Origin of the sequence: Chryseobacterium sp. JUb7 (genome assembly GCF_024806495.1) — a bacterium.
GTDB lineage: Bacteria > Bacteroidota > Bacteroidia > Flavobacteriales > Weeksellaceae > Chryseobacterium.
Genome location: NZ_JANUFF010000001.1, coordinates 343,735 through 366,268, shown reverse-complemented (window position 1 = coordinate 366,268; position 22,534 = coordinate 343,735). Strand labels below are relative to the sequence as shown.

The following is a 22,534-nucleotide window of genomic DNA, read 5'->3' as shown; positions in this document are numbered from 1 at the left end:
TTTATGTGAATTCGGATTAAAAAATAATAAGCCCGGAATCCAAAGCTCAGTTTTATTGTTTTTCCGTTTTATATTTTTCATAAAACCAAAACAGGCCGAAGAGATAAAAAGAATGCAATAATTGTGCTTCAATGGCAGACCAGTTTTCAATCGAGCAGCTTCCCAGAATAAGAATACTCATTAAAACCAAAACGGAATATACTGTATATTTTATTTTAAATCCCAATAAGAGTAAAATTCCTAAAACAGCTTCCAGAACAGGCAGTATATAACTGAAAGGAACAATCAAAACTGTTGGAATAGCCGATTTTTCCATAGAAGTAACCATCCAGTCGCTGAAAGCCGAAAGCTTGGGAATGCGAACAAGTCCGTGTCCGGCTAGTGAAATAGCAATTGGTAATCGCAAAAAGAAAAATGATGTTTTAAAATCTTTCATGGTGTATTTTTTCTGTTAATTCCATCGTTTAATTAAACCTTCATTTTATTTTTCAGATAATTAATAATTCCTATGACATCATCTTTCCCGAAGCCTTCATCATGAGCAGACTGATAAGTTTCCAGCAATATTTTGGATAAAGGGAAGTCGGCTCCTGCATTTTTTGCGAGAATAATGTCTTTTAACATCAGATCAAGAGCAAAAGCAGGTTCATAAGTGTCATTAATCAAGAGCGGTGTTTTCACCTTCGTAGCACCACTGCCACTTGCACTTTCATTGATGATCTCAAGCATCTCTTTACGGTTAATTCCTAATTTATCCGAAAATAAAATCGTTTCTGCTAATCCCTGATAAATGGTTGAAATAAAGTAGTTCACAGAGAGTTTTGCTGCAATTCCTTTTCCGTTTTCACCAAGATGTTTAATTTCTTTGCCTAATTTTTCTAAATAGGGAAGTGCTCTCTGGATATCTTTTTCTTCTCCGCCGGCCATAATAATTAAAGTTCCTTCCTTCGCCGGCTTCGTACTTCCGGCAACAGGTGCGTCAATGAACGAAGCTTCTTTTATTTTAACGGCACCTGAGATTTCTTTGCTTACCTCAGGAGAAATGGTACTCATATCAATGAATAATTTGCCGGTAATATCAGATGCTAAGATATCTTCATAGACGGCCTCTACAGCATCATCATTCGTTAGCATCGTGAAAATTATATCATTATGTTTCACCAGCTCAGAAACAGAACTGCATACCACTGATTTTTCTTTAAAACCTTCCGCTTTCTGAGTTGTTCTGTTGTAAACAGAAAGCGGAAAGCCTGCTTTTTCAAGGTTTTTGGCCATCGGATAACCCATATTTCCGAGACCTATAAATCCTATTTTTTCTGTATTCATTTTTTAAAATTCTGTATCAAAAATTATTTTAAATGACTGTAAAAATCCGGTGTAGGATTAAGGCTTTTGTTTTGCCATTGATGCCAGTATGGATAAATTGGAGGAATTTCACTTGCTTTGTCCAGTTTTTCAACCTGTTCACGGGTTAGATTCCAGCCCACCGCTTCAAGGTTTTGTTTCAATTGCTCTTCATTTCTTGCACCAATAATAATGCTTGAAACCGTTGGACGCTGAACAAGCCAGTTCAGAGCAACCTGAGCTACATTTTTTCCGACTTCAGCAGCTACTTCTTCCAGTGCATCAATCGTGTTGTAGAAAATTTCTTCCTGTACAACTGCCTCCGGAACCGGGCTTCCGCCTTTTGCAATCCTGCCTTCCTGGGGAATTGGTTTATTTCTACCGTATTTTCCGCTCAAACGTCCTGACGAAAGGGGAGACCAAACAATAGCACCTACATTTTGATCTAATCCCAGAGGCATCAGTTCCCATTCGTATTCACGGTTGGCAAGCGAATAGTAAACCTGATGAGCGATGTGTCTGCTCCAGCCATATTTATCTGAAATACCGATAGATTTCATCAAATGCCAACCTGAGAAATTGGAAGCCGCAATATAACGGACTTTTCCACTGGTAACTAACTCGTCAAGAACTTTCATGGTTTCTTCGAGAGGAGTATTTCCATCGAAACCATGCATGTGATAAATGTCGATATAATCTGTTCCTAAACGTTTTAAGCTTCCTTCAATCTGCTTCAGGATATGAGTTCTGGAAGAACCCTGATTGCGTGGATTATCACCAAATGTGAAGGAGGCCTTTGTTGATAAAAGAAGTTTATCTCTTGAAATTCCTTCAATAGCTTTTCCTAAAACTTCTTCAGATTTTCCGTCAGAGTAGATATCAGCAGTATCGAATAAATTAACTCCTGCATCCAAGCAGATATTGATCAGATTTTTTGCTTCATCTGCCTGTGTGCTTCCCCAGGCTTTGAAAAAATCGCCTTCGCCACCAAAAGTAGCGGTACCAAAACTAAGAACAGGAACCTGAAGTCCCGATTTTCCTAAAAATCTATATTCCATTTTTTTGAATTAATTTTATGATGTGTATGAGATTACACAGATAATATTTATGTAGTAATTTGAATACTCAACGCATATTTTGCTTTGTGAAAAGAATTTACTGGCTTTTCAGTTTCTTCATAAACTCCATAATTGCCGGTCTTAATTCTTCAAACAAAGGATGTTGCTTATTTTTAATCATCACTTCTGTAAAAAGTTTTAGTCCCAGGGCAAATTCATGAGCCGTCTGCTCGCTCTCAAATATGTTTTTTGATTGGATAACGTCGAAAATTTTAAATATATCATCATGATTATCGAAGTCAAATTCCAAAGTTTTTTCACCTTGGGAACCATCTTTTAATGATAATTCTTTAAGTGCAAGGTGGTAAGTATTATTTCTTTTTTCCATTTTTTAGTTAAAATGATTCACTAAATCATTAATGCCTGTTAATTCTTCTTTGCTTAGATTAATCTCAATTGCTTTCGCATTTTGCACCGCCTGATCTGCATTTCTTGCACCTGCCAAAGCAATGGTAATTCCGGGCCTTTCAATAGTCCAGCGCAGAACCAGTTGTCCTAAAGTGGCATTATGTGCATCTGCAATAGGCTTTATTTTATCTAAAAGAGCATTTGTACGTTCAATAAACTCAGGCTGAAAATGTTTGTGGGTCGCTCTGTGATCTCCTTCCTGGAATTGATATCCATTATGAATTTTTCCTGTCAGCAAACCTCTTTCCAAAGGACTGTAGGCCAAAATTGATTTGTTATTTTCAATACAGTACGGTACAGTTTCTTCCTCAATTCCACGATTTACCATACTAAAAGGAATCTGATTGGAAACCAGTTTTAATGTCTTCTCTGCTTCTGTCATTTGTTGGACATTATAATTACAAACGCCTGCATAACGAACTTTACCCTGTTCCATTAACCTGGAAACCGCTTCAAAAGTTTCATCAATCGGAGTTGTAGAATCCGGCCAGTGAATCTGATACAAATCAATATAATCTGTTCCTAATCTTTTCAAACTTTGTTCACATTCGTAGATGATACTGTCTTTTCCTGCAAATTTGTATACATCGATCGCTTTTCCACTGTTATCTTGGCTGTGCATGGCAAAATCTCCTTTAGCAAGATCCCAGCGCATTCCAAACTTGGTTAAAATCTGAACTTTATCCCTGGAAATATCTTTAATTGCTTCTCCTACAATCTCTTCGCTCGTTCCCTGTCCGTAAATCGGAGCGGTATCAATAGAAGTAACGCCAACATCATAAGACGATTTAATGGCTTGAATCGCATCATTTCTATCGGTGCTTCCCCACATCCATCCTCCTGCAGCCCAGGCTCCAAAAGTGATGGCTGATACTTCTAAATCGCTGTTTCCTAATTTTCTATATTCCATGTTTTAATGATTTATTGTATGAATTAATAGTGTGTTTTTATTGAGATTTATATTATTTAACTTTCTGTCCCGCTTTATACACGGAGAAAATTTTTCTGGTATCCTTTATATTTTGTGCAGGGTTTCCATCAACAATAATAAAATCAGCTGTTTTTCCTACTTCGATGGTTCCAAAGTCTTTGTCTATTTTTAAAGCTTTTGCTGAGTTTTTTGTGGCAACACTTATAGCCTGAAGCGGACTTAAGCCAGATTCAGTCATTAACTGTAATTCCAGATGTTCTGAGAAGCCCTGTGCACGTAAAGGCATTGCCCCGCTGTCTGTTCCCATGGCTACAAGAATTCCGGCGTCATAAACTTTTTTCAGATTTTGTTTTGCCGTCTCAAAAGCTTTCATATTGGTTGCAAAGTTGGATGATTTTTTCAGGTCGTCCTGATATTTTGCCGAAGTAATCATTTCATAAACTCCCGGCTCCAAAGATTTTTTAAAAAATTCATCATTGATCCAGTCCGGTTTTTTAGCATAAATAAAAGCATATTCATCCAGAGAAAGCGTTGGAATATAAATGATATTCTTAGCCTTCATCTGAGCCAGGGTAGCATTATCTATCACTTCACTTCTTACGCTGTGCCCGATAATATCAATACCGTCTGCCACCAGTTTTTTAAGATCCGAAAGATAATATACATGTGCTGCAACCCTTAAATTCCTTTTATGAGCTTCATTGATAATCGCTTTATAGATTTCAGGCTGCATTTTAACTTTGTATTTTCCATTGAAGTCATCAACCCAGATTTTTACAACTTCCGGATTTACCTTGGTAAGACTGTCCATTTCTGCTGGAATCTGGCTTACAGATGTCGGGCGGAAAACTTTATCCATAGCAAAATCCACAGGTGGTGCTGCATTGGGAGCTCCGAAACCATACCCAGCAGAGTGAATTCTTGCCCCCTCAATCTCGCCTTTTGCAGATTTGTCTCTCAAGCCGCTTTCAAACAGGAGAGGACGATCTGTTCCCATTACCATAACATTTAAAACACCATAATCTTGATATTTTTTAAGCTGAGAAAGAATATTTTCTTCTGTATAATTTTCAGGTTTTGTTGTAGTTCCTTTTAAAGTCCCGATATGCGAATGGGCTGAAATTAAAGCTGGAATGATGGTTTTCCCTTTTAAATCAACAATTTTAGCCTCTTTATCAGAAATATTATTTCCTATCTGAACAATTTTACCGTCTTTAATAAGGATTTTTACATTTTCAACAGGATTTCCGCCATTTCCATCGATCAGGCGTAAATTTTCAAGGAGTAGGGTATTGTTTGATTCTTTATTTTTCTGGCTGCATGAAAAAAGGAGCAGGCTTACCAGTACAGTTCCGGATATTTTCTTTAGGATTTTCATAATATTATATTTTGTTGATTGCTTCGATGAAACAGGATAAAATTGTTTCAAACGATATTTTTTGATGGATGAATCAAGGTTTATACAAATTTTGCTAAAAAAAATCGATTTTAGCTTGTAATAATCGTTTAACATATTGTAAATTTCGAATATGAAACGAAAACAGTTTGAACCTTTAGAAATCGATACTTTTGAAACTTCTGTTTTTCCATTTCCTAAGCATAGTCATACATACTATGAAATGATTTACATCTTTAAAGGCTGTGGAAATCATCACATCAACAAAATTATCGTACCTTATAAAGCTGGTGATCTGTATCTGATTTCCCCTGATGATGAACATTTTTTTGATATTAAAAAGTCGACTAAATTTTGTTTCATTAAGTTTAACGACAGTTATTTTGAGAATAATAAACATCTTTCTCCGGATAGACTCACGACGGCTTCTCCCGCAGAAATCATGCGCAACTCTCTTTTAAAAGAAGAAAAGCTGATATTTGATGAGCCCTGCAAAACTATTCTAAGAAAAACAGTTGAGAACATTACTGAGTACAATGATTTTCATAAAGTTTCAGACTCTCCGATCATATTTTTTCAGGTTTTATCTCTGTTTGGACTGATCCGTGAGGCTGCCGCCAAATTTTTGCATGTAAAAGTTGATCATCAAACGCCTAAAAAGGATGATCTTATTTCTTATATTCATCAAAATATTTACAGTCCCGAGCTCATCAGAATTTCTGTAATATCCAGGCATTTTAATATTTCAGAGACGTATTTTGGGGCTTATTTTAAAAGAAATTTTGATGTTTCTTACCGAAAATATATCACGGATTATAAACTTAAATTAATTGAAAGAAGAATTCAGTCCGGGCAGGTCACGATGAAACAGATTGCCTATGAGTTCGGGTTCACCGATGAAAGTCATCTCACTAATTATTTTAAAAAACAAACCAATACGAATCCGAGTGATTTTAAATTTCAGCACAGGATATAAGCCGATATGGTTAAATTTCATATTCCAAAAGTTTTAAAAACAATAAAACTTCCCGAAATTTGCAGCAAATAAAAAGTAATGAAGATCATAGATATTGAAAGCTGGAACAGAAAGGAGCATTTTGAATTTTTCTCAAGAATGGCAAGTCCGTATTTTGGGTTTACCACTGAAGTAGACTGTACAAAAGCGTACGACAAAGCTAAAGAAAACGGACATTCTTTTTTTGCAACATACCTTCATAAATCTATGGTTGCCATCAATGCGGTACATGAGTTAAAACTTCGTATCCTTGATAATCAGGTCGTTTTATATGATGCTATTCATGCCGGAACAACGATTGGCCGTCCAGACGGGACTTTTGGTTTTGCATTTATTCATTTTTCTGAAGATTTTGAGGTTTTTAATGCCGAATTGCAAAAAGAAATTGAAGAAGTTCAAAACTGCTCGGGTATCAGAATGAATAATGGCGAATTGGGTAAAGATCTGATCAGACATTCAACGATTCCATGGAATTCTTTCAGTGCTTTACTTCATCCTACACCACTTGATAAAACAGAATCTGTTCCGAAAATTACATTTGGGAAATTCAGCTTGCGCGACGGTAAAAAGTTTTTACCTGTTTCAGCAGAGGCTCATCATGGATTAGCAGACGGCTTTCATCTGGCTAAATATTTTGAAGAATTTCAAAGACAGCTTGACCAATAGGAAGTAAATTACGGAAAACCGTAAAGAAAATTTTTCATTCTTATCTAAATTTGATTGTAAATATATTAGTATCTTAGAATTTGATTTTCATGATCAGAACACTAAAACTAATAGCAACTTTAATTCAATTTTATTTAAGAAATGTCAGGTCATATCCCACCTTATGAAGATGATGATTTTATTATAGATGTATCCGGAAATGATGATACTCCGATTGATTTTGGACATTCTTCTTTTTCGGAAACTGTTAATGCTTTTCAATCGCCTGTTGCCCAGCAAAATACAAACAGAAACAGTCCGGATTTCTGGAAAGTAGGAAAAAAATATACACGTAAACTTAATCTTTCAGAAAAACAGATTATCATTCTGGATCAATTAAGCTTTGCAGAAAATGTTTTCAACGAAATTGAGTATTGTAAGGTTCAAATTTTAAAACAGTTTTTAAGAACGATAGAATATCTTCATGAGAATTGTATTCCTGTTAATAAATCATATGCCACAGTAATCGATGAATTATCAGAAATTATTGTGGCTCTTCAGTATAATTATAGAAGAGAAAGTTTAAATTATAAATACACCTACAATTCAGTTCAGGAGGAAATTTTCAATCACATTCTCAAACTATGTGAAAATAATGTCCGGGAATTTTATGGAATAAAAAGAAAAATCAATACTGATTTTAAGTATACAAATCCTGATATTCTCAATAAATATCACAAAAAGATCCTTTCAAAAGTAGAAGCTTTCCTGAGTGAAAATCAGCACCAGATCCTGGATGCCGATGCCAAAACCAATATTATTCTCAATGAAAATAATACCAACCGATGGAAAGCTAAATTCGAATTGATTAAAGGAGACTACACGAATCCTTTGGCTTTTGAAAGAGAAATTTTCAGATTGACAGATGTAAATATTAAAAATCCGTCTGTTGATTCTATTTTTTTTGAGGCTTCAAAATTTGCCGCTGAGCTTGATAAAAACTGTTCATTAAGGCTATATATTCATTATTTGGACAGATCTTTACAGATCAAATCTGATAACAGGCAACTGACTAAAACAATTCAGAAAAGCTTATTTTCAACAGGTGAGCAGATCAAAGATTTTGAAAAAATTCTGAATGATTTTATTGCTGACAGAAATTTGGAGAAGGCTATTGAAGCAGTCAATCATTTGTATCTTCCTAAAAGAAAAAAAATTATCATTGACCGAGATGCTATTGAAAATGTTCAGAAGCTTGACTCAGAAGTATCCCGAAAACTGACAGACCTGCTACGTGATGATTATGAAGATGAAAATACGGGCATTACTACCGATGATGCAAAAAATACAGACGAAATTACTTTTAATATAGAAAATAAAAATCAAGAAATACAGGTTTCAAAATACCTTGAAGAATTCAGTTTTACGGCGATACAAAAAGAAATTTTGGAGTTATTTGAAAAGCACAGTTTTACAATACTTCAAACTGATTTTTCGGATTTTATCAAATCTAAAAGCCTGTTTACAGGCTCAACTATTGATGCCTTAAATGATACCTGTTATGAAACATTGGATGATATTTTAATCGAAGAAGAAGATGAATATTATACTATTAACCCCAATTATTACAAAAAACTTTTAAATCATGATTGATCATATTAAACCTAAGGAAGCGACATCAATTATTAACTCGCTGATTGGCGGTGTGGTTCCCAAAATAGGTGTACAACATATCACAGTAGGACGTTCCGAAGAGGTGAATGCCTTTATCAGCTCTCTTGAAGACGTAAAAAATGGACACAGCATCGTCAAATTCTGGATCGGAGATTTCGGAAGCGGAAAGTCTTTCATGCTTCATCTTTTAAACACGGTGGCTTTAAAACAGAAATTTGTTGTAGCCAATGCAGATTTTACGCCAGACAACAGGCTCTATGCCAACGATGGGAAAAGTGTGATTCTGTATGCTGCCATTATGGATAATATTGCAATACAGACGAAACCTGAAGGTGGCGCTCTGCAGACTTTACTGGAAAAATGGATCGAACAGGTCATCACAAAAACAGCTGAAGAGAATAATATTTCGTTATCGGAAATCCGAAATGAACAATATTTAGGGCTGATTCAAAATTCTATTATGAAAACTGTTAATGAAATTACAGAAGTTGGTGGCTTTGATTTTGGATCTGTGATTGTAAAATATTACGAAGGATATATCAAAAATGATGAATTATTACGCCGAAATGCCTTAAAATGGTTAAAAGGAGAATATAAAACAAAAACTGAAGCAAGACAGGACCTGGGTGTTCGCGAAATTGTTAATGACTCCAATTATTATGATATGCTCAAAAACTTCTGTAAGTTTTTCGTAAGTATGGGCTACAGTGGTTTTATGATCAATCTGGATGAGGCGATCAATCTCTACAAAATTTCTACGGCTGCAGTTCGCGAAAAAAATTATGAAAAGATCTTATCTATTTATAATGACTGTTTTCAGGGGAAAATTTCCAATTTTTTCATAAACTTTGCCGGGACAAAAGAATTTTTGGAAAACGAAAGGAGAGGGCTCTTCAGTTATCAGGCTTTAAAATCAAGATTGGAAACGAATAAATTTGAAACGCTGGAGATCCGAGATTTTGCCCAGCCGGTTATTAAATTAACTCCACTTGACCATAATGAAATTTTTGTTCTGCTTAAGAAATTAAAACTGATTTTTGATTTTAACTATAAAACAGAAAGTAATATTTCGGATGATGAAATTTCTTCTTTTATGGAAGAAATGTTCAATAAACCCGGGGCTTCAGAATTTTTGACTCCAAGAGAGGTGATCCGCGATTTTTTGAATATTTTAAACATTCTCAGACAAAATCCGAATGTCGACAAAAGACAGCTTTTCGGAGAAATTGAAATTTCTGACGAGAGACCGGATGAGAAACCTTTTGAAATGAATACGATTGAAGAAATATGACATCATACGACATGCTTTCTGCACCCATCAGGAAATATATTTATGATAAAGGTTGGGGCAGCTTAAGACCGATTCAGGATGCTGCGATTCAGAGAATTATATCTACAGATAGCAATTATGTTTTAATATCAAGAACAGCTTCAGGTAAAACTGAGGCTGCTTTTCTGCCTATTTTATCGAAAGTGAACTTTAAAGAACAAGGCGTAAAAGTGCTTTATATTTCACCTCTGATTGCCTTGATTAACGATCAGTTTCAGCGTGTTGAAAAACTTTGCGAATATTTGGATGTTCCGGTTACAAAATGGCATGGAGAAGCGGCAAAAGGAGCTAAAGAAAAACTACTTAAAAACCCTGAAGGTATTGTACTCATCACTCCTGAATCTCTGGAAGCTATGTTTGTAAATAAACCGTATAATATTAAGCATCTGTTTGCAAATTTAGAATATGTGGTGATTGATGAGATTCATTCTTTTCTGGGTTCGGATCGCGGAACTCATTTGCAGTCTTTATTAAGCCGTTTGCAGCAAATTAACCATAAAAAATTCAGTATTGTAGGGCTTTCGGCAACAGTAAGTGATGTGAATAAGTATATTGAATTAAAAGAATTTCTTGGCGATTCCGAAAATACAAAAATCATTCGGGATAAAACTCCAAAACCAATCAATGCGGTTTTTAAATATTTTGAAGGCAGTTCTACAGACGACCTTCCTTCTGATCTTTTAAATGATTTATATTTAAACACAAAAAACAGCAAAACTCTTATTTTCCCAAATGCACGGGGAAGAGTGGAAGAAGTTGCTGTAAAGCTTAAAAAAATTTCTGAGAAATTTAGCGGACATCAAAATTATTTTTCTCATCATTCATCTGTAGATAAAGAGGTTCGCGAATATGTTGAATTTTTTGCGAAAAATAGCTCGGTTCAGAATTTTTGTATTTCTTGTACTTCAACATTAGAATTGGGTATCGATATTGGAAATGTAGATGAAGTGGTACAGATTGATGCAACACACAGTATTGCCTCTTTAATCCAGAGAGTCGGACGTAGTGGAAGGCGCGAAGATAAAGAAAGTAACCTTTTTCTATACGCAACAGATCCCTGGAGTTTATTGCAGTCATTAGCATGCTGGCTTTTGTATCAGGAACAGTTTATTGAGCCTATTTCCGTAAATAAAAAACCTTTTGATGTGCTTTTACATCAAATATTATCTATTGTAAAGGGAAAGTCGGGAATTATTCTTTCAGATCTTGTAAAAGAAATGACAACAAATTCAAGTTTTTCAGCTATTTCACAACAGGAGGTAGAAACGATTATTAAACATCTTGTTGATATTGATTTACTTGAAAAATTAGGACATGAATATATTATTGGCATTGCGGGCGAAAGACTTGTGAATAACAAGGATTTCTATAGTCTTTTTCAAACACCTGTTTTCTTTAAAGTATCTGGTCAGGGAGTGAAAATCGGTGAGCTGCCGTTATCTCCTCAGATACGGATTGATGAGAATATTTATTTATCTGCAAAAATCTGGAAAATAAAAGATATTGATTTTGAAACAAAAAAAATAGAAGTTATCCCCGCCAAAGACGGGAAAAAGCCAATGTTTTCCGGTGATCCGGCAGATACAGCACACAAAATCAGAGTTAAAATGCTGGAGATTATATTTTCGAAGGATAATTATAATTTTTTAGATGTTTCAGGTCACGAAATAATCTATGCATTAAGAAAATATTTTTCTGTTTTTGAGGTTAAAAACCCGGAGACCGACAGAATTATACAAAATGGGAATACCAACAGTACTTTTTACACTTTTGCAAGTTCAAAAATAAATAAAACATTAAGTTTCATATTAGACAGACTTGGAATTGAGAACCAACTCCATGATAGCAGCAGCAGTCTGAGGATAAAAATTACGGATGGCAGTTTTGCAGGGACTTTAAAAGATGTTAATTTAAATAATGTCGATCTCAGTCAGATGTTACAGCAGCTTTTAGCAGAAAATCCGGCTATGATAGATTTTTCAAAGTGGGGGAAATATCTTCCCGTACAATATCAGGCCGAGCTTTTAAAACAAAATTACTTTGATTTTGAAGGTTGTAACAGTTTTCTGCAAAATCTGAACTTTATAGAAAATTAAAAGAATAGCTTTAACAGATAATTGTTAAAGCTATTCTTTTCTATATTAAAATGAGACTACCAGTTGCTCAATCCGTTTTCTAAGGCTTTTGCATAGTTTTCTTCATCAAAAGAATATAAATCAGGAGATTTATGGGCCCCGCCACGTCGTTGCTCTTCTAATTTTTTTAAGATTCCCAAATTTTTAATTTTTCGGTAAAAATTTCCTCTGTTCAACTCTTTTCCTAAAATCGCTTCATATAATTTCTGTAATTCTGAAAGTGTAAATTTTTCAGGTAAAAGATTATATCCGATCGGTTTATAAGAGATTTTCTCTCTTAATGTTAAAAGAGCTTTTTCAATAATTTCACGGTGGTCCATTGCCAGTTCGATTTCAGAAAGCTGGCTCATATAGATCCAGTCACACATTTCACTGAATTCATCAGGAATTAAATTAAATCTCGAAGGATTATACAAGGCATAATAGCCTACGGAAATAAATCTTTGCTTATGAAAAAGTGTTTCATCAAAATCTTCAAAATAAAATTCACTTCTGTTCTTTTTTCCAAAAACACCAAATTCTTCAAGATAAACATCCGTTACTCCTGCTCTGTCTTTTAAAATTCTCACGACCGCTTCATCCAGATCTTCATCCTTTCTTACATATCCTCCCGGTAGTAGCCATTGTTTTCTATAATTCATTTTTATAAGTAAAACTTTAAGCTCGTTCTGCTCAAATCCAAAAATCACGGGATCAGCGGAAAGGTGAGGGATAAAAATTTCCTTAGCCTCAATTGATTTTTTTAAAAGTTGTTCTTTAGAATCCATTTTGTTTTTTGAAAAAACGTGTTCTTACAAATTTAGTGATAAAAATTTTGTCAGACATCCAAAAACGACTTCTTGAAGCTATTTTTGGGAGCTATTTTAATTGATTTTTATCATTGATTCAATATGAAACAATGAAATTTATAAAAACACAAAACAGTAAATTTCTGATAATTAGCTTTTTATAATGGATGTTAAATTTTATTAATATTTTTTTGGCAGATTGAAACAGAAAATGTAGTATTGTAATGCTTCGTAATGAAGCAATAAGAAAACAACACTAATAAAATGAAAATTACTTCGAAAATACTCTTTCCTGAGAGTATATATTCTTCAGTACAAGTAGATCTCTGATCAACAATACCAGCTGAATGAAAATAAATGACAGAAATATCATTGTTCTCATTCTTAGGCGGATGCGATGAATAAAGGAGCTGTATTAGTTTAAAAAATCCGGTACTGATTTTAAAAATTATAAAATTCATTCAAATAAAATTTGAGTGCAGGATATTTCTATGTTTTAAATTTTTAAGACAAAATATTTTAAAATATTGAAAAACAATTATTTATAATAAAAAAGGAAACTAACAGAAGAAATTATAGAAACTAAACAATGAGAAAATCAACATTAAAAATTTCAGCACTGGGCATTGCTCTTTTCTGTTCAAACCTTGCTTTTGCACAGAAAGACAGTCTTACTGTACAGGATTCTGTCAGATTGCAGGAAAAAATAAAGACCAGCAATTCAAAAGAAGATAATAACAGAAATGTAATGCTGAATGCTGCCAATAATACCAGTCCGAGAGATGTGAATATCGGACTTCCATCCACAGTTGGCGGAATTACTATTCTTGAAAATGATCTTCCTGCAGTTTATTTTTTCTGGCCGGAGCTTCCCAATAAAACATGGAGACAAAGTGTAGGTCTGGAGAAAACTGGACTGCTGAAAATGGATCAGCTGGCTAATACAATGGGGGATCTTGGTTTTGCCGTCAATTCTTATTCTCAGACAGGAACAAAGGATTTTAAACTGAAAGGAAAATTCACCACAAGTACTTTCGGATGGCTTCAGGGAGATGTAAATGCCTCAGGACCGATTTCTAAAAACGGATGGACCTATACTGTGGGGGCTTTTGCAAACTATGATCCAAGCACTTTCAAACTTGGTTTTGCAAGAAATGTAGACGAGACGAAAATCTTCAGAGCTGGGGTTACGAAATATTTTAATAATGATAAAGGAAAGATCTCAATTCTATATAAATATGCAGATTCTTATAATGTAGGAAACTACGCAGTTTTTCAGTATGGGGAAAACGGAAAAGTGACTGAGCTTGACAATTTCAGGATCGGAAGAGATTCATATGTTGTAAACGACGGAAAAATCAAAATGAAAGATATTCTGTCCGGAGAAACATATTGGGCAAATATGGCTGGCAACGACAACAGAAATACGTCTCACAACATCGATATTTTCGGTAATTATTTATTAAACAACGGCTGGAATTTCAAATTCTCAACAAGAGCACATTTTGCAACGGCAAAATCATCAAATATTATCCCTTTAAGTATTTTCAATGCGGATCCATCTGCAGGATATACGATAGCTTCCACGGGACAGCCATATTCCGGAGCTGTTGGTACCCAGCTGGCAATGCACACGCCGGCAACTCCGATCACCAATATTGCAGGAAGATTTTCATTAAATAAACAAGTAGGAAATCACAACGTAACGGTGGGAATTTTAGAACAATATTATAACATTGATAAATTCACATCCAACAGATCTTTCTTTTTTCAGACTGTTGAGCCACAGCCACAAAGACTGATTGGGCCAGCAACTGATGCAGATGGCTTTTATAACTATAATGCAGGAGGTGAATTTCACAGCGGAACCGAAAACAAACTTTCAGTATATGCAACCGATGAGTGGAAAGTATCAGACAACTTTAATCTGAGCTATGGCTTACATTTAAAAAATCATATCATAGACGGAGAATATTCTTTAACTCCGAGAACGGTAGGCTTCAATTTTACAGATCCAAGCCAGTTTAATCATATCAGTCAAAGCTTTTTCCAGATTAATGGTAGCTTAAATGCAACCTATAACATCAGTAAAAATTTCGGAGTAATTGCCAATTTATTGTATACGGAAGAAAACAGAAGACTGGAAAGTTATTCTCAGGCTTTTGAGCCCAATACAAACAAAATTAAAAGCCCACTCGGAGCATTGGGAGTTTTCTGGAACACAGATTACATTCAGTTGATTTCTCAGGCTACTTACCTTAAAAAGAATAATAACCTTAACCGATATAATCTAGTTAATCCAGCCAATACAACACAGGCTCAGAACGTTACTGTTTACTATGATATCCAGACGATCGGATGGACGACAGATTTTGTGTTGAAACCATTTAAAGGATTTAATCTTCATTATCTGATTACATTACAGAATCCTGTATATAAAAAGTTCAATTTCAACGCATTCGGAACAGATTACGATTACAACGATAACAATGTTTTGGGAGTCGCTAAAGTTTTAATGGAAATCGACCCTGGTTATACGGTTGACAAATGGAGATTCTGGGCGAGCTTCAGATATTTCTCAAAACAGTACGCCAACCTTACCAACGCTTTATACTTCGCTCCAAGATGGGAAACTTTCGGTGGGGTAAGTTATACGGTTAACAAAAATATCAACCTTGGCGCAACAGTGATCAACTTCCTGAATCAAAGGGGAGCAAGCGGTACCATCAACGGTGCTGAATTAATTACAGATGCCAGTCCATATTACGGAAAACTATTGACAGGAACATACATTATGCCGCTGACAGGACAGTTTTCAGTAAGCTTTAATTTTTAACAGGAAGAACAATGAAAAAGACAGTTTTAAGTATTGCAGTTTTGTGTTTTGGAATCTCAGTTTCTGCACAAAATATTCATCAGATAAAAAACAACAGCGGACCCGTTTTAGGATATTCCGAAGAATCGGGAGTGAAAATTCTTGAAGTTGCAGGAAAGAAATTTAAGGATTTAAATAAAAACGGAAAACTCGACAAGTATGAAGACTGGCGTTTATCTGTAGAAGAAAGAGCAAAAGATCTGGCTTCCAAAATGTCTGTTGAACAGATCGCCGGTTTGATGCTTTACAGTGCTCACCAGGCAGTTCCGGCTCCGTCTGAAGGTTTCAGAGCGGGAAAATACAATGGTAAATTTTTCAGCGAAAGCGGTGCCAATCCATGGGATCTTACCGATCAGCAAAAGAAATTTTTAAAAGATGACAATCTTCGCCATGTTCTGGTAACCACTTTACAGTCACCGGAAGTCGCTGCAAAATGGAATAACAATTTACAGTCTTATATAGAAGGTCTGGGGCTGGGAATTCCATCCAATAACAGTACTGATCCGAGGCATTCTGCTTCTGTTACTGCTGAATTTAATGAAGGGGCAGGCGGGCAAATTTCTCTTTGGCCGGATGGATTGGCCATGGGAGCTACTTTTGATCCTGAACTGGTCAGAAAATTCGGAAATATTGCTGCCCAGGAATACCGGGCGTTGGGAATTTCTACCGCCTTATCTCCGCAAATCGATTTAGGGACAGAACCTCGCTGGTACAGAATTGCTTACGTTTTCAGCGAAAGCCCTGAATTGACTACTGATTTAGCAAGAGGTTATATCGATGGTTTCCAGACTTCTTTTGGAAAAGATGTGATTAAAAATGGCTGGGGTTACAAAAGCGTTAATGCAATGGTAAAACACTGGCCGGGCGGTGGTCCTGAAGAAGGAGGTCGTGACGGTCACTGGGCCATGGGAAAATATGCCGTTTATCCGGGAAATAATTTCCAAAATCATGTGAAACCCTTTACAGAAGGAGCTTTTAAATTAAATGGCGGAACCAAAGAAGCATCTGCAGTAATGCCTTACTATACAATCAGCTTTAACCAGGATACCAAGAACGGTGAAAATGTAGGAAATGGATTCAGCAAATATTTAATTACTGATCTTTTAAGAGGAAAATATGGCTATGACGGAGTTGTATGTACCGACTGGCTGATTACTGCTGAAGAAGGAAAAACTCCAGGAACTTTTGCGGGAAAGCCCTGGGGTGTTGAAAAACTGTCAATTGCAGAGCGTCATTACAAAGTACTGAAAGCCGGAGTTGATCAGTTTGGAGGAAATAATGATAAAGGACCTGTTCTGGAAGCCTATCAAATGGGCGTAAAAGAACATGGTGAAAAATATATGCGTACACGCTTCGAGCAATCGGCTGTTCGTCTGTTAAAGAATATTTTTAGAACCGGATTATTTGAAAATCCTTATGTAAACGTGGAAGAAACCAAAAAGATCGTAGGAAATCCTGAGTTTATGAAAGCGGGATACGATGCACAGGTAAAATCTATCGTTATGCTTAAAAATAAAGCGCAGGTTTTACCGATTAAAGAACGCAAAACGGTATACATTCCGAAGAGATATTCTCCCGCAACATTCAACTGGTGGGGAGTTTACACGGCTCCGTCTTTAGATTATCCCGTGGATTTAGAATTTGTAAAAAAGCATTACAACGTATCGGATGATCCTGCAAAAGCAGATTTTGCCATCGTATTTGTTCAAAGTCCGCACAGTGAAGAAGGAGGCTACAGCGATGTTGACGTAAAAGATGGCGGAAACGGATACCTTCCGATTTCTCTTCAATATCAAACCTATACGGCAACAGATGCCCGTGAAAAAAGTATTGCAGCAGGAGATGCGGTGGTGGCACCAACGGTTAAAGACAGAACGTTCAGGAATAAGACGAGTACCGCCACAAATTTCACTGATTTATTGAATATTGAAAATACTTATAAAGCAATGAATGGAAAACCTGTCATTGTTTCTGTGACCGCTTCAAAGCCAATGATTTTCTCTGAATTTGAAAAACATTCTGACGGTATTTTAGTGAATTTCAATGTTTCCAATCAGGCTGTAGTGGATATTATCGCAGGAAAATATGAGCCATCAGGATTATTGCCGCTTCAGATGCCTGCCGATATGAAAACAGTGGAAACTCAGAAAGAAGATGTTCCGTTTGATATGATTCCTTACAAAGATTCGGAAGGTCATGCCTATGACTTTGGGTACGGGCTAAACTGGTCAGGGGTTATTAAAGATGCTAGAACACAGAAATACGTGAAATAATTCAATAAAAATTAAACCACAAAAGAATATAAGAATTTAAAATGTCGAAAGTACTAAAGTTCACATAAGAAGAAAATCAAAGATTTTCAAAAAACGTAAGTGTACTTATCAACAGCATGGCTTTTAACTTTATAACTACTTAAATGTAAGTGTTTTGGGTTTTTTGTGGTTAAAAAATATTTAAAACTAATCGAAATGAAAAAATTTATCATAGCAGGTGTATTCCTTATCGGAATCAACAATATACAGGCTCAAAAAAGTATCCCGTTATACACTGGTAAAGCACCCGGAACAGAAAGCTGGAAGCAGAAAGAAGCACAAACGTATTCGGATCTGTTTAAAACAGAGGTTGTTTACAATGTAGCACAGCCTTCAATTTTGGTTTTCGAAGCCGACAAAGCTAAAGCAAATGGTACAGCCATCGTTATTGCTCCGGGAGGTGGTTTTCAAAGTTTATCGATCAACAGAGAAGGGATTGATCTCGCAAAAAAACTCGCTGAAAACGGAATAACAGCCATTGTTTTAAAATACCGTTTACTGGAAACAAAATCCAACGATCCTGCCCGTGAAATGATGGAAAATATCAAAGACAGAAAAGCTTTTGACGCTAAAACAGCTCCGATCAAAGTAATGGCAGGCGAGGATATTAAAACCGCTATCTCTTATGTAAGAGCTCACGCTAAAGAATTAAATATTCAGACTGATAAGTTAGGTGTAATCGGTTTCTCAGCCGGAGCAAGTGTCATTTTAGAAAGTGTACTTCACAGTAAAGAGGCCTCAACCTTACCCAACTTTGCCGCATCTATTTATGGTGGTCCCAATGAGGATATTTTGAATTCAAAAATTCCGGGATCAATACCGATGTTTATTTGTGCAGCGACTGATGATCAGTTGAAACTAGCTCCAAAAAGTATTCAGCTTTACAATAAATGGCTGGATGCCGGACAGCCTGTAGAACTTCACATGTATGAGAAAGGAGGTCATGGCTTCGGAATGGGAATTCAGAATTTACCTGTCGACAAATGGTCGGATGTCTATTTTGACTGGTTGAAATTCCATAAATTTTTATAATTCTTATCATGAAATCAGTATTTTTTAATATAGTTTCTTTATTCGCAGCAGTATCTGTTTCGGCGCAGAATACTGCTGTGATTTCTGAAATGGACCCATTTGTAAAATCTCGTTACAGAGTGATTGTCGACAATGATTTTGGTGGTGATCCGGATGGATTATTTCAATTGGTTCATCAGATTCTTTCGCCATCAACAGAAATTCGGGGCATTATCGGTTCTCATTTAAAGCCGGGAGATCCGTTTGATTCATCTACAATTACCGCAGAAAATGCAGTGAAAAAGGTGAATGAAACCCTTACGATCATGAATCTTAAAGACAAATTTAAAATTTATCAGGGTTCAAATGATCAGTTAAAAGATCTGAAAACACCACAAATCTCAGCCGGAGCTAAAGCCATTGTTGCTGAAGCGATGAGAACAGATGTAAAAACGCCACTGTTTGTCGTATGTGGAGCCGGATTAACAGAAATTGCGAGTGCCTATCTGCTGGAACCGAAGATTGCTGAAAAAGTAATCGTTGTATGGATTGGCGGTCCTGAATATCAGGATCTGGCAACTCCACCACCGAATTTCACCCCTTTAGAATACAATCTTGGGATCGATATCAAAGCGGGACAGGTAGTTTTTAATCAATCTGATCTAAAAGTATGGCAGATTCCGAGAAATGCTTACCGACAGGCATTAATGTCGTATGCAGAACTGATGACCAGAGTAAAGGCGGAAGGGAAAACCGGAGCGTATCTGTCAAAACAGATTGAAGACCTTATGGAAAGAACCCAGAAGTTCAATCTTCAAATTGGTGAAACTTACATTATGGGAGATAGTCCGTTGGTTCTGTTAACCGCTTTACAATCGTCTTTCGAAGCCGATCCGTCATCAAGTCAGTATGTATTAAAGAATGCTCCGAAAATCAATGATAACGGAACATATGAATACAATCCGAACGGAAGAAATATCAGGATATACAACAACTTAGATATCCGACTGATGTTCGAAGATTTTTATGCTAAACTCAAATTATTTAATTCAAACAGATAAAATATGAAGAAGAACCAATCTGCATTGATCAAACTTGTTCAGAAAGCCAAAAATTCAGGATTATTTCTTGTGTTACTGGCGACATCAGCAGTTGCAAATGCTCAGCAAAATACTCAGACCATTACGGTAAATGGTCAAACCTTTAAAGATTTAAATAAAAACGGAAAATTAGATCCCTGGGAAGACAGCCGTCTTTCTGTCGATAAAAGAATTGATGCCATCGTCAAACAAATGACGAATGCTGAAAAAGTTGATTTGCTGATCGGAACAGGAATGCCCGGAATTGAAGTACTGACAGGACCTGTAGGAGATTCTAAACAGGGTCTTGTTCCGGGAGCTGCGGGAGGAACAGCCAATTTTGACAGATTCGGGATTCCTGCGACAGTAGTTGCCGATGGTCCTGCAGGGTTAAGAATAGCTCCGACCAGAGATAATGATTCAAAAACTTATTATGCAACGGCCTTTCCGGTGGGAACAGCATTGGCTTCCACCTGGAACAAAACCTTACTGGAGCAGGTGGGAAAAGCCATGGGAAATGAAGTAAAAGAATATGGCGTAGATGTCCTTTTGGCTCCGGCTTTAAACATTCACAGAAACCCGTTGAACGGAAGAAATTTTGAATATTATTCTGAAGATCCTTTAATTTCAGGAAAAACTGCTGCAGCAATTGTTAACGGAATCCAGTCTCAGGGAGTAGGAACTTCTGTTAAGCATTTTGCGGCTAACAATGAAGAAACCAACCGTTTGACTATCAATGCCCATGTTTCAGAACGTGCGATGAGAGAATTGTATTTAAAAGGTTTTGAAATTACGGTCAAAGAATCTCAGCCATGGACGGTAATGTCTTCTTATAATTTGTTAAACGGAGTCTATACTTCCGACAGTAAAGATTTACTGACTCAGGTTTTAAGAAATGAATGGGGCTTCAAAGGCATTGTAATGACCGACTGGTTTGGAGGTTTTCCGGGGTTTGAATCTATCCAAAGCGGTGGAATTTCTGATGTTGTAAAACAGATGAATGCAGGAAACGATCTTCTGATGCCGGGAATTCCCGCACAGAAAAAAGTACTTCTTGCCGCCCTGGATTCAGGGAAATTATCTCAGGAAGTTGCCAATCTCAATGTAAAAAGAATTCTTGAGTATGTTTTCCGGACTCCGACTTTCGCGCAATACAAATACAGCGATAAACCTAACCTTGCCCAAAATGCAGAAGTGACAAGAAATGCCGCCACAGAAGGAATGGTATTGCTTAAAAATGATAACAGTGCATTGCCTTTTGCCAATAAGCAGAAAGAAGTTTCCTTATTCGGAGTTACTTCTTATGCTTGGATCACGGGCGGAACAGGGAGTGGAAGTGTCAATAACAAACACACTGTTTCATTATTGGAAGGGCTGAATTCTGCAGGCTATCAACTGGATAAAGAATTGGTGGATTTATACAAGCCTCACGCCGAAAAAGAAGTAGCCGCGGAAAAGGAAAGAAGAAAAGCCAGAGGAATTTTAGCGTTGCCGGAAAGACTTCCCGAAATGAAAATGAATGATGCCTTCCTTGCTAAAAAAGCTGAAACTTCAGAAATTGCTTTTGTTACGTTAGGAAGAAATTCGGGAGAAGGCGGCGATAGAGTCGTTGATAATGATTTTAATCTGGCGACTGAAGAAATCGAAATGCTGGATAAAATTTCAAAAGCTTTCCACGCAAAAGGTAAAAAAGTAGTGGTCATTTTAAATATCGGCGGTGTTATTGAAACGGCATCGTGGAAAGATAAAGTAGATGCTATTTTATTGGCATGGCAGCCTGGTCAGGAAGGTGGACATTCTGTAGCGGACGTTATTTCCGGGAAAATAAATCCTTCCGGAAAATTAACGATGACTTTCCCTGTAAAATATTCGGATACTCCGTCTGCGAAAAACTTTCCGGGAGTTCCTGCTGAAAACCCAAAAGAAGTGACGTATGAAGAGGGAGTTTATGTCGGATACCGTTATTTCAACACCTTTAATGTAAAACCCTCATATGAATTCGGATTTGGAAAGTCGTATACCAGTTTCGATTATTCAAATATAAAAATCAGTTCACCAACTTTTAAAGATAAAATTCAGGTGAGTGTTACGGTTAAAAACAACGGAAAAGTAGCCGGAAAAGAAGTGGTGGAGTTGTATCTTTCTGCTCCGAACAAGTTGATCGATAAACCAAAATCTGAACTGAAAGCTTTTGCAAAAACGAAGGAATTACAGCCTGGTGAGAGTGAAACACTTATTCTGCAGCTTAATCCAAAAGATTTAGCTTCATTTATTACCGATAAAAGCGCCTGGATCGCTGAAAAAGGAAAATATAAAGTTTCTGTAGGGGCATCATCTTTAGACATTAAACAAAATGCGGAGTTTGAAGTCAATTCAGATATTACCGTAGAAAAAGTACAGCATGTTTTTCCTGCTGACAAACAGTTTAAGGATTTAAAATAAAACCTTAAAAATAAACAAGGAAAAGAGGTTC

17 protein-coding genes are annotated in these 22,534 nt (G+C 36.2%); 10 read left to right on the top strand and 7 right to left on the bottom strand.

The genetic code is table 11. From position 1 onward, the window contains the following. Positions 1 to 52 precede the first annotated feature (52 nt). From M2373_RS01675 to M2373_RS01650, 6 genes are all read right to left on the bottom strand, one after another. Positions 53 to 436, bottom strand: coding sequence for a DoxX family membrane protein (locus M2373_RS01675; protein WP_259106776.1), 384 nt, complete (start codon positions 434 to 436; stop codon positions 53 to 55). 32 nt (positions 437 to 468) lie between these two features. Continuing rightward, entirely contained in the window at positions 469 to 1,326 is an 858-nt protein-coding gene (locus M2373_RS01670; RefSeq protein ID WP_259106774.1) for an NAD(P)-dependent oxidoreductase, read from the bottom strand. Between the two features lie 23 nt (positions 1,327 to 1,349). Next, complete coding sequence (locus tag M2373_RS01665; protein WP_259106771.1) at positions 1,350 to 2,402, bottom strand: aldo/keto reductase; 1,053 nt, start codon at positions 2,400 to 2,402, stop codon at positions 1,350 to 1,352. A 97-nt stretch (positions 2,403 to 2,499) separates the two neighbouring features. Continuing rightward, positions 2,500 to 2,790 carry a DUF3861 domain-containing protein gene (locus M2373_RS01660; RefSeq protein WP_259106769.1) on the bottom strand — a complete coding sequence of 97 codons (291 nt, stop codon included), beginning with the start codon at positions 2,788 to 2,790 and terminating at the stop codon, positions 2,500 to 2,502. 3 nt (positions 2,791 to 2,793) lie between these two features. Then, positions 2,794 to 3,780 carry an aldo/keto reductase gene (locus M2373_RS01655; protein ID WP_259106766.1) on the bottom strand — a complete coding sequence of 329 codons (987 nt, stop codon included), beginning with the start codon at positions 3,778 to 3,780 and terminating at the stop codon, positions 2,794 to 2,796. A gap of 52 nt (positions 3,781 to 3,832) precedes the next feature. After that, a complete protein-coding gene (locus M2373_RS01650) occupies positions 3,833 to 5,179 on the bottom strand; it encodes an amidohydrolase family protein (protein ID WP_259106763.1) in 1,347 nt (448 codons plus the stop codon). Positions 5,180 to 5,330: 151 nt separating this feature from the next. On the opposite strand from M2373_RS01650, the gene M2373_RS01645 reads away from it, so the two are divergent. The 5 genes from M2373_RS01645 (at position 5,331) to M2373_RS01625 (ending at position 11,957) form a co-directional block, all read left to right on the top strand. Then, the gene (locus M2373_RS01645; RefSeq protein WP_259106760.1) at positions 5,331 to 6,173 is read left to right on the top strand and encodes an AraC family transcriptional regulator; all 843 of its coding nucleotides are present in this window, start codon (positions 5,331 to 5,333) and stop codon (positions 6,171 to 6,173) included. 78 nt (positions 6,174 to 6,251) lie between these two features. Beyond that, a complete protein-coding gene (locus M2373_RS01640; protein ID WP_259106757.1) occupies positions 6,252 to 6,878 on the top strand; it encodes a chloramphenicol acetyltransferase in 627 nt (208 codons plus the stop codon). 141 nt (positions 6,879 to 7,019) lie between these two features. Beyond that, positions 7,020 to 8,510: a tellurite resistance TerB C-terminal domain-containing protein gene (locus tag M2373_RS01635; RefSeq protein WP_259106755.1), complete on the top strand. Its 1,491-nt coding sequence runs from the start codon at positions 7,020 to 7,022 to the stop codon at positions 8,508 to 8,510. Next, positions 8,503 to 9,822, top strand: coding sequence for an ATP-binding protein (locus M2373_RS01630; RefSeq protein WP_259106752.1), 1,320 nt, complete (start codon positions 8,503 to 8,505; stop codon positions 9,820 to 9,822). The genes M2373_RS01635 and M2373_RS01630 overlap by 8 nt, the downstream gene beginning before the upstream one ends. After that, positions 9,819 to 11,957: a DEAD/DEAH box helicase gene (locus M2373_RS01625; RefSeq protein WP_259106749.1), complete on the top strand. Its 2,139-nt coding sequence runs from the start codon at positions 9,819 to 9,821 to the stop codon at positions 11,955 to 11,957. Before M2373_RS01630 ends, M2373_RS01625 begins: the two co-directional genes overlap by 4 nt. Positions 11,958 to 12,013: 56 nt before the next feature. Here the strand turns inward: M2373_RS01625 and M2373_RS01620 are convergent, their stop codons facing one another. Beyond that, complete coding sequence (locus M2373_RS01620) at positions 12,014 to 12,763, bottom strand: NrtR DNA-binding winged helix domain-containing protein (RefSeq protein WP_259106747.1); 750 nt, start codon at positions 12,761 to 12,763, stop codon at positions 12,014 to 12,016. A 610-nt stretch (positions 12,764 to 13,373) separates the two neighbouring features. On the opposite strand from M2373_RS01620, the gene M2373_RS01615 reads away from it, so the two are divergent. The 5 genes from M2373_RS01615 (at position 13,374) to M2373_RS01595 (ending at position 22,503) form a co-directional block, all read left to right on the top strand. After that, entirely contained in the window at positions 13,374 to 15,620 is a 2,247-nt protein-coding gene (locus M2373_RS01615) for a TonB-dependent receptor (RefSeq protein ID WP_259106744.1), read from the top strand. 11 nt (positions 15,621 to 15,631) lie between these two features. Beyond that, positions 15,632 to 17,932: a glycoside hydrolase family 3 N-terminal domain-containing protein gene (locus tag M2373_RS01610; RefSeq protein WP_259106743.1), complete on the top strand. Its 2,301-nt coding sequence runs from the start codon at positions 15,632 to 15,634 to the stop codon at positions 17,930 to 17,932. A gap of 195 nt (positions 17,933 to 18,127) precedes the next feature. Further along, a complete protein-coding gene (locus M2373_RS01605; protein ID WP_259106741.1) occupies positions 18,128 to 19,003 on the top strand; it encodes an alpha/beta hydrolase in 876 nt (291 codons plus the stop codon). An 8-nt stretch (positions 19,004 to 19,011) separates the two neighbouring features. Further along, positions 19,012 to 20,043, top strand: coding sequence for a nucleoside hydrolase (locus M2373_RS01600; RefSeq protein ID WP_259106739.1), 1,032 nt, complete (start codon positions 19,012 to 19,014; stop codon positions 20,041 to 20,043). A 3-nt stretch (positions 20,044 to 20,046) separates the two neighbouring features. Continuing rightward, entirely contained in the window at positions 20,047 to 22,503 is a 2,457-nt protein-coding gene (locus tag M2373_RS01595; protein ID WP_259106737.1) for a glycoside hydrolase family 3 C-terminal domain-containing protein, read from the top strand. The last annotated feature ends 31 nt before the right edge of the window (positions 22,504 to 22,534 follow it).